The organism is Campylobacter concisus (genome assembly GCF_002912425.1).
Taxonomy (GTDB): Bacteria; Campylobacterota; Campylobacteria; order Campylobacterales; family Campylobacteraceae; genus Campylobacter_A; species Campylobacter_A concisus_AH.
On record NZ_POYR01000018.1, the window covers coordinates 1 to 8,345 of the forward strand.

Annotated in this window: 11 protein-coding genes; 4 read left to right on the forward strand and 7 right to left on the reverse strand. The window is 40.7% G+C overall.

The features are described from left to right. The first annotated feature begins 239 nt into the window (after positions 1 to 239). From CYP84_RS01060 to CYP84_RS01070, 3 genes are all read left to right on the forward strand, one after another. Positions 240 to 485, forward strand: coding sequence for a DNA-binding protein (locus CYP84_RS01060; RefSeq protein ID WP_009294123.1), 246 nt, complete (start codon positions 240 to 242; stop codon positions 483 to 485). Further along, the gene (locus CYP84_RS01065) at positions 486 to 665 is read left to right on the forward strand and encodes a hypothetical protein (protein ID WP_087580935.1); all 180 of its coding nucleotides are present in this window, start codon (positions 486 to 488) and stop codon (positions 663 to 665) included. It begins immediately after the preceding gene. A gap of 141 nt (positions 666 to 806) precedes the next feature. Then, complete coding sequence (locus CYP84_RS01070; RefSeq protein WP_258033866.1) at positions 807 to 1,277, forward strand: hypothetical protein; 471 nt, start codon at positions 807 to 809, stop codon at positions 1,275 to 1,277. A gap of 86 nt (positions 1,278 to 1,363) precedes the next feature. On the opposite strand, the gene CYP84_RS01075 is transcribed toward CYP84_RS01070, so the two are convergent. Genes CYP84_RS01075 through CYP84_RS01105 form a run of 7 tightly spaced genes read right to left on the reverse strand, consistent with a single transcriptional unit; the run spans position 1,364 to position 7,872 of the window. Continuing rightward, on the reverse strand, positions 1,364 to 2,641 hold the full coding sequence (locus tag CYP84_RS01075; protein ID WP_103636382.1) for a dihydroorotase: 1,278 nt from the start codon (positions 2,639 to 2,641) through the stop codon (positions 1,364 to 1,366). A 2-nt stretch (positions 2,642 to 2,643) separates the two neighbouring features. Continuing rightward, on the reverse strand, positions 2,644 to 3,573 hold the full coding sequence (locus tag CYP84_RS01080; RefSeq protein WP_002942659.1) for an aspartate carbamoyltransferase catalytic subunit: 930 nt from the start codon (positions 3,571 to 3,573) through the stop codon (positions 2,644 to 2,646). A gap of 17 nt (positions 3,574 to 3,590) precedes the next feature. Continuing rightward, positions 3,591 to 4,001, reverse strand: coding sequence for a tetratricopeptide repeat protein (locus CYP84_RS01085; RefSeq protein WP_103636383.1), 411 nt, complete (start codon positions 3,999 to 4,001; stop codon positions 3,591 to 3,593). Positions 4,002 to 4,010: 9 nt separating this feature from the next. Continuing rightward, a complete protein-coding gene (locus CYP84_RS01090; protein ID WP_002942640.1) occupies positions 4,011 to 4,238 on the reverse strand; it encodes a hypothetical protein in 228 nt (75 codons plus the stop codon). Then, positions 4,235 to 5,260 carry a DHH family phosphoesterase gene (locus tag CYP84_RS01095; RefSeq protein ID WP_103636384.1) on the reverse strand — a complete coding sequence of 342 codons (1,026 nt, stop codon included), beginning with the start codon at positions 5,258 to 5,260 and terminating at the stop codon, positions 4,235 to 4,237. Before CYP84_RS01095 ends, CYP84_RS01090 begins: the two co-directional genes overlap by 4 nt. A gap of 9 nt (positions 5,261 to 5,269) precedes the next feature. Beyond that, positions 5,270 to 7,465, reverse strand: coding sequence for a flagellar biosynthesis protein FlhA (flhA, locus tag CYP84_RS01100; RefSeq protein ID WP_012140048.1), 2,196 nt, complete (start codon positions 7,463 to 7,465; stop codon positions 5,270 to 5,272). Positions 7,466 to 7,467: 2 nt separating this feature from the next. After that, positions 7,468 to 7,872: an Rrf2 family transcriptional regulator gene (locus tag CYP84_RS01105; protein WP_103636385.1), complete on the reverse strand. Its 405-nt coding sequence runs from the start codon at positions 7,870 to 7,872 to the stop codon at positions 7,468 to 7,470. Between the two features lie 146 nt (positions 7,873 to 8,018). Here CYP84_RS01105 and rpsO point away from each other — a divergent pair, with 146 nt between their 5' ends. Continuing rightward, a complete protein-coding gene (gene rpsO / locus CYP84_RS01110; protein WP_004317763.1) occupies positions 8,019 to 8,291 on the forward strand; it encodes a 30S ribosomal protein S15 in 273 nt (90 codons plus the stop codon). Positions 8,292 to 8,345 lie beyond the last annotated feature (54 nt).

An 8,345-nucleotide genomic window follows, 5' to 3' on the forward strand; every position in this document is an offset into this window, starting at 1 on the left:
AATATAAGCTTTGCGCAAAAAGAAATAAAATTTAAAACAAAATAAGAAAATTAACTTCAACATAAAAACACGAAATTTCTAATTTTATTCAAAAATTTAAAAGCTTTTTATACGTTATAACGTATATTATAAATAATTTTTAGTATGTTTAATACTTTATTTTGATATTTATATACTATTTTACTTTATTTATATAATATTTTAGGTATATTTAATGATAAATAACGTATAATTATTCAATGATTGAAACAAGTGATATATTTAATTTGCTTCACAATGCAGTTGAGGCAAAAAATATCGGTAAGAAAATTTCACAAGCAAAAATGGCAGAAGATCTTGGCGTGCCTATGAGGACATATCAGGACTGGAGACTTGGAAACTCAAAGCCACAAGCTGCTGCTGCTGTTTGCAAACTGCTATGTGAGCTTGACGATGATGAAATATTATTTGTTGTCAATAAGATGAGAAAATTGCTAGGAAAATAGATGGAAAATTTAACACAAAAAGAGAGAATCGACCTTGAGAGCGTTTTTGCAGTCATTTGCACTAAAAAAGAGTCAAAAATTTTGGTTACTTACAAGGATCTATGCTCGGCTGCAGCTTCAAAATTTCATGTAGTTAAAAACAAGATCAAAAAAGCAAGAGAAAAAAGAGCCAAAATTTAGTATTTTTGGCTTGAAATTTGTATATTTTATAAACTTTGTAGCCAAAAAGGCTGTCAAATAAATTTCATCCTACCTATTTATATATGGTTTTGCTCCGCTTATCTTAACGAGCATCTATCTTAGCTACCAAAATATCTATAAATGGTAGCTTCAGTAGCCAAACGCAAATTTATCAAATTTATTGTCACTAACCTATCTTCTCTGCTTCTTTATTGCGTATATTTCTTATCTATAAATTTTTGGGAGTTTTTCGCTAGATCAATGAGTAAAGACGGGCTAAATAGGATGGAATTTGAAATTTCAGAGCTTGCAAAGGCGGTTGGTTTTAGCGTCATTTCAAAAGATAGAAACCCAGCTTGGAAACCTATAAATGATAAATTTGCAAACGATATCTTAGAAGAGCTTAAAATTTATAAGCCAAATGCAAGGATAACAGCTGTGCATGCGGGACTTGAGTGTGGAGTGCTTTTGGAGAAAAAGGCAGGTCTTAGTGCATGTTCTATTGGACCAAATATCTACTCACCTCACTCTACAAGAGAGCACTGCGAAGTAGCTTCTGCACTTTTTATAGAAAAAGTCGTTCGCGGTATCGTTAAAAAATATAACTCATAAAAAAGTAAAATTTGCTAGAAATTTCTAGCAAATTTTATATCTTAAGGCATCTAAATCAAATTTGCCCGCAAACGCGAGCAAGTTTATCATTTCCCAAACTCATAAACGATCTTGCCACTTTTTATCGTGGTAGTCGCTGCTCCTTTTAGCTTTTTGCCAAAGAGTGGAGAATTTACCGATTTTGAGCGGTTTATTTTCTCGTCGTAGATATACTCGATCTCAGGGTCTATCACTGCGATGTCAGCTAGCATGCCCTCAGCAAGCCTGCCTTTATCTTTTAAATTTAGCATCTTAGCCGCATTTGTAGATGTTAGCTCGACCATGCGCTCTAGGCTTATGACGCCCTCATTTACGAGCTTAAGAGTGAGTGGCACAAGGGTTTGAAGTCCGATGATGCCAAATGGCGCCTTGTCAAATTCCACTATCTTTTCATCCGTGTGGTGCGGGGCATGATCGGTGGCGATAACGTCTATAAGACCGCTTTTTAGCGCCTCTCTTACCGCTTTTACGTCGCTTATCTCACGAAGTGGCGGCGACATTTTAAAATTTGTATCGTAGGCATTTTTCAAAATTTCATCGTCGCTAAAGCTAAAGTGGTGAGGTGTCGCCTCGCAAGTGATGTTTATGCCCTCTTTTTTGCCCATTTCGATGATCTTTAGCGAGTACTCCGAGCTTACGTGAGCTATGTGGATGTGCGCTTTAGTGAGCTTTGCAAGCAGCATATCACGGCTCACTGCGATCTCCTCTTTCTCTCTCGCCATGCCGCGAAGTCCAAGTATGGCCGAGACCTTGCCCTCGTGCATGACGCCCTGTCTGCAAAGCGAGCAGTCCTCTGAGTGGCTTATACAAAAGCTGTTAAACATGCTTGAGTACTCAAGTGCCGCTCTCATCACGCTTGAGCTAGTCACTGGCAAGCCATCATCGCTAAATGCAACTGCGCCAGCTTCTATAAGATCGCCCATTTCAACGATCTCGTTGCCGCCAAGTCCTTTGCTAATGGCTGCGATTGGCAAAAGGTCGATCAGTCCGCAGTTTTTAGCCTTTTCTATCATCGCTCTTGTGATTGAGGCGTTGTCATTTACTGGATTTGTATTTGCCATGCAAAGGCAGGTGGTCACTCCTCCAGCCACGGCCGCCTGCGAGCCTGAGATGATATCATCTTTATACTCTTGACCAGGATCGCGAAAATGCACGTGCATGTCGATAAGTCCTGGCATTACGAGCTTATTTGTAGCGTCTATGACCTTATCAGCCTCAAATTTCTCACTCCCGATTTTGGCTATTTTGCCGTTTTCTATTAGGATATTTGCCTTAAATTTCTCGTCGCTATTTACGATAGTGCCGTTAATTATTGCTATTTTCATCGTTAGCCCCTATTTTTTGCAAGCGTATTTAGTATCGCCATTCTTATAGCAACGCCGTTTTCAACTTGATTTAGTATGACTGAGTGCGTGCCATCAGCCACGTCTGAGTTTAACTCCACGCCCCTATTTATCGGTCCTGGGTGCAGCACGATCGCGTCAGGCTTTGCTAGCTTTATCCTATTTTTATTTAGTCCAAAAAATTTCGAGTACTCCCTAGAGCTTGGAAATGCCACGTCCGCACCGCCACGCTCTAGTTGGATGCGAAGCATGATGATGACGTCGCTGCCCTCGCAGGCCTCCTCCATATTTTTGCAAATTTGAGACTCAAATACCTCAGCGTCTTTTGGCATCATCATCCTTGGCGCAAAGAGCTTTAAATTTATGCCAAATTTCTTCATCGCCCAGATGTCAGACCTTGCCACGCGGCTTCTAGCGATGTCACCGATGATCGCCACGTTTAAATTTTTATCCAAAATTTTACCATGCTCTCTTAGCGTGAAAAGATCAAGCAGAGCTTGGCTTGGGTGCTCATTTGTGCCGTCCCCTGCATTTACGACGCTAGCTTCTGTTCTATCAGCTGCAAATTTTGCCGCACCAGAGCTTGGGTGACGAAGCACGATGATATCAGTTCTCATAGCAGCCATGTTATTCATCGTGTCATTTAGGCTCTCACCCTTTGTCACGCTAGAGCTTGACGAGCTGAAATTTATCGTATCAGCCCCAAGCCTCTTTGCTGCGATCTCAAAAGAAGTTCTTGTTCTAGTCGAGTTTTCATAAAATGCGTTGATCGTGGTCTTTCCACGAAGGTAGTCATTTTTTTTCACTTGGCTTAAATTTAGCTCCTTAAACTCTTTCGCCGCCTCTAGAAAATATAAAATTTCTTCCTTGCTAAGCTCTCTAGTTCCTATCAAATCTTTATGTTTGTAGCCCATTTTAAGCCCTTTTTGATCTATTTTGTTACAAAGTCACAAGCTGGTTTGTAGCCGTTGTCGCAAGCTTTTTTAAACAAAGCTTTTGCCTTCTCTTCGCTTTTTACTTCATTGTCGTCTTTGTCTTTTATAAGGCCATAAGCTGTCATTTCGCCTAGTTTTTCGCAGGCCATGCCCTCATTTTCGTCGCACATTTTTATAAAAATTTTCTCAGCCTGAGTTCTATCTTTTGCCACGCCATCGCCGTTAAATAGCATGATCGCATTCATCGTGCAAGCTTTTTTCTCGCCCTCGCCGCAAGCTTTGTTAAACGCAAGATAGGCCTCGTTAAAATTTTTCTTCGCATAAAGCTCATTTGCCTTGTCTAAATTTTCATTTGCCATAGCATTTAACGCAAAAATTGCCGCTGCAAAAACTAAAATTTTCTTCATATTTTCTCCTTATTTAAATAACTTTGGATGGTGTTTTTTCATATATTCAACTATCTCTATGACTTCGTCGCTACCGCTAGCGTCAGAGTTTTCTAACGCATCGTCGATGCACTCAACATAGAGATTTGCTGCCTCTTCAAGCTTATCTTTTTTCACTCCAGCATAGTAAAACATCGCTTCAAGCACCATGCTAAGCTCGTAGCTAAGCTCCTCTACGCTTACCTCTTCTTCTTTCATATCTCCTCCTGTGTTTTTTTAGTTATTAGATCAACTATCTGCGCCTTGATCGGCTCATAGCTAAAACCGTCTTTAAAATTTGCGAATAGCCCACCGCTTGCATTGACGTGGCCGCCGCCGCCAACTAGGTGCTTAGCCATGGCGCTAACATCTAGCTTGCCATTTGCACGAAAGCTTAGCGTTTTTTTATTTGTCACGTCGATAAAGAAGTCAAATTCAGGATTTGCCACTAAAAAGTCGTTGCCGATAACCGAAACATTGCCGACATTGTAGGTTAAAATTCCTTTATGATCTTTATAGCCTATGCTAAATTTCTCTTTATTTTCACTAAGTTTTTTTACGACGTAGTTTGAGATTAGATTGCTTAGCGTATCGTCTTTATCCTCTTTGAAAAATGACTTTTTAATAGCATGCACCTGCATGTCAAGGCCTATATAGTCGTTTTTCTCGTTAAAAAATTTGCTAGCTTCTTTTAAGATGTGATCCATATAAAGGTTGTTTTCAGCTTCAAACATCACCTTATTTATCTCTTTAGCGTTTGCCACAAGCCCCAAGCAGACCTTGCCCATCTCGAAATTTTTATCATCTTTTAGCCAGATATCCACTGCATTTACGACGTCACTAAAAATTTCAAGCTCTTTGTTTTTGCCAAAAATACCCGCAAAAAAGTCGTAAGTGATCTTTGTAGCGCACCTTGAGCTATCCAAAAAATACCATGAGTAAGCGCTCGCGCACTCGGCACCGCTTTGGTGATGATCTAGCAAAAATAGCTTGATATTTTTACCCTCTATCATCTCCTCAAAGCTCTCGCACTGAGCTAGGCTTAAATTTAGATCGGTGATCAAGATGACGTTTTTATCATCGTTTGAGGCATCTATCTCATCTAAAATTTGAGCAAATTTATCATCTATCTCTCTGCCGTAGTTTGAGTTTAGAAATTTCACATCTTTGAAGTAAAAATTTGTTATGTATTGTGCGCCGTATCCGTCAAGATCGGTGTGTGAGAGGTGATAAATTTTCATCGTTTTCCTTTATAAATTTTCTATTTCTATGACGCCAACCGTTTCAAATGGCGTATTTGCCGAGATCTCAGCAAAGCTTAGCACCACTATGTCGATGGCAAAATTTGCGCAGATATTTGCTATAAATTTGCGCAAGCTTGGCTCCACGCAAAGCACCATTTCTCCGTGCTGGCTCATCGGTCGCTTCTCTTTTTCACGCCTTAGTGCCTGCACGATAGATGATGTCTGCGCTACGTTTATCATCAGGTGATATGCTCCGTCTTTATACTGCACCGCATCCATCAGCTTTTGCTGTGCGGCGGTGTCTAGGATATAAAAATTTAGCTGTCCCTTTTCATCTACATAAAGCGAAGTGATGACACGTGAAAGTGCTGCACGTACGTGCTCGATGATCATATCTAAATTTTTACTAACCTCGGCGATGTCGCTGATGGCTTCAAGTATGCTAAGCAGGTCTTTGATCGGGATATTGTCTTTAAGCAGCGTTTTTAAGACCTTTTGGATCAAATTTATAGGTGCGATCCTTAGCGTATCCTCGACCACGACTGGGTAGTCTATCTTTAGTTTGTCTAGTAAATTTTGCGTCTCTTGGCGAGTTAGAAGCTCGGCTGCGTTTTGCTTGATAAGCTCACTCATGTGCGTTGAGATGACGCTTGCAGGATCAACTATCGTATAGCCACTAAGTATGGCGTCCTCTTTGACGCTAGCATCGATCCAAAGAGCGTCTAGCCCAAAAGCTGGCTCTTTTGTCGGAATACCCTCGATATCCTCGCTAACTAGGCCACTATCCATCGCTAGAAATTTATCCGCATAAATTTCTCCCTGACCAATGATGATACCTTTTAGCTTGAAGCGGTACTCGTTTGGTGGTAGCTGAAGGTTGTCACGGATCCTTATCTTTGGCATCAAAAAGCCAAGACTTGAAGCGATATTTCGCCTCATAGCGCGAATTCTCTCTATAAGATCCACATCAGCTAGCTTTAGTAGGCCATATCCTAGGTCAAGCTCTAAAATTTCAAGCTTTAAGATGTCATTTATCTTTGTCTCTTCTTCTCTTGCAATCTCTTCGTCGCTCTTCTTTGGTGCCTTAGCAGCCCCACCACTCGCAGCTGCCGCCCCTGCCCCACTTGGCGTAGCAGCTCCAGCCTTTTTAGAAGCAGTTTTCTCTTTTGGCGCGAGGCTTAAATTTAGCCCACCATCTTTGGTCTGCTTGATGATGTAGCCAAGTCCCAAAAATAGTAGCGCTATAAAGCCAAGAGATAGGGTTGGCAGACCGGGCACAAGGGCAAACATAAATAGTATGAAGCCCACTATCAGCAAGGTTTTATAGTCGCCTAATAGCTGATTTAGCGTGCCCTCTGCAAAGTCCTCGTCGTCCTTGCTAGCCCTTGTGATGATGATAGCAGTCGCTGTTGAAGTGATAAGTCCTGGGATCTGGCTCACAAGGCCATCGCCGATAGTTAAGATCGTATAGTACTGAGCCGATGTCGCCATATCAAGGCCGTGCTGAAACGAGCCGATAGCAAAGCCGCCGATGATGTTAATTATAGTGATGATGATGCCAGCTACGGCGTCACCTTTTATAAATTTAGACGAACCATCCATCGCGCCATAAAAATTTGCCTCGCCGATGATAGCCTGACGTCTTTCTCGCGCCGTTTTTTCGTCGATTAGACCTGCGTTTAGATCCGCATCTATCGCCATTTGCTTACCAGGCATCGCATCGAGTGTAAAACGCGCTTGTACCTCACTCACACGGGTTGAACCCTTTGTTACGACCATGAAATTTATGAGCACCAAGATACAAAAGACGATGGTACCGATGACGAAGTTGCCGCCAACGACGAAATTTCCAAAGCTTGAGATGATCTCACTGACCGCTTCTGGGCCGTTGTGACCTTCACTTAAGATCATACGCGTGGTTGCTATGTTTAGCGAGAGGCGAAAAAGCGTGATGATGAGAATGAGTGTTGGAAACGTGCTAAGGTCAGTCGGCTTTGGCACGTAAATAGATATCAAAATAATAAGCACTGAAATCGAGATCGAAAGTGCCAAGAAAAAGTCAAGCACCGCACTTGGAAGCGGCACAATGATGATAGCAAGGATGGCAACGATGATGCCAACGATGCTAAGACTTTTAAATTTGACAATTGGCGCAAGAAACGGTGCGACAAGAGTCAAGATATTATTTTTTTGCTTTGCCAACTTTACTTCTTAACGATGTCACTTAGTTTTATCGCGTCAAGCATCTCGTCGATCTTGCCTTGAAGGCTGCTAAACATCGACCAAATTTGACAGCTTGAGGCTTTGTTTGACGGGCAACCAAGCGCTGAAGATGAGCACTCAAAGACGCTTAGTTCGCGCTTTTCGGCGCATTCGATTATCTTTTTTATGCTTAAATTTTCAGGTTCGCCGTTTAGTGCAAAACCGCCATTTGCTCCTTTAAATGACTTTAAAACTCCATCTTTTGCTAAATTTTGTAAAATTTTTGCCAGAAAGCTTTTTGAAATTTTAAGCTCATTTGAGATCGTATCAACATCAACTGGCGATGATTTTTGAGATATTAAAATAAGCGAAAGTAGAGCGTATTCGCTTGCCTTTGTAAAAAGCATTTATCTTCCTTAACTCTTTAAATAGCCCTAATTTTATTAAATTTTTACTGCATTTTTCATTAATTTTTAAAAAGCGTAATTTTATCTAACTTTATGTTTTAAATGCTATAATCGCTCTTCCAAAATTCACCAATCAGGAGGTCATCATGGCTTTGGATTCGGCCAAAAAAGCTCAAATAGTTGCGAAATTCGCTAGAAAAGAGGGAGATACAGGCTCTCCAGAAGTTCAAATAGCTCTTTTAACAGCTAGAATAACTGAACTTACAGAACACCTTAAAATTTTCAAAAAAGACTTTTCATCACGTTTAGGTCTTTTGAAACTAGTTGGTCAAAGAAAAAGACTTTTAAAGTATCTTAAAAACAAAGACTACACTACATATTCAAAACTAATCTCTGAGCTTGGCTTAAGAGATAAATAATCTCACGGAGAGCGATCTGCTCTCCTTTTTAAATTTCACTATTACTTTCAAAAT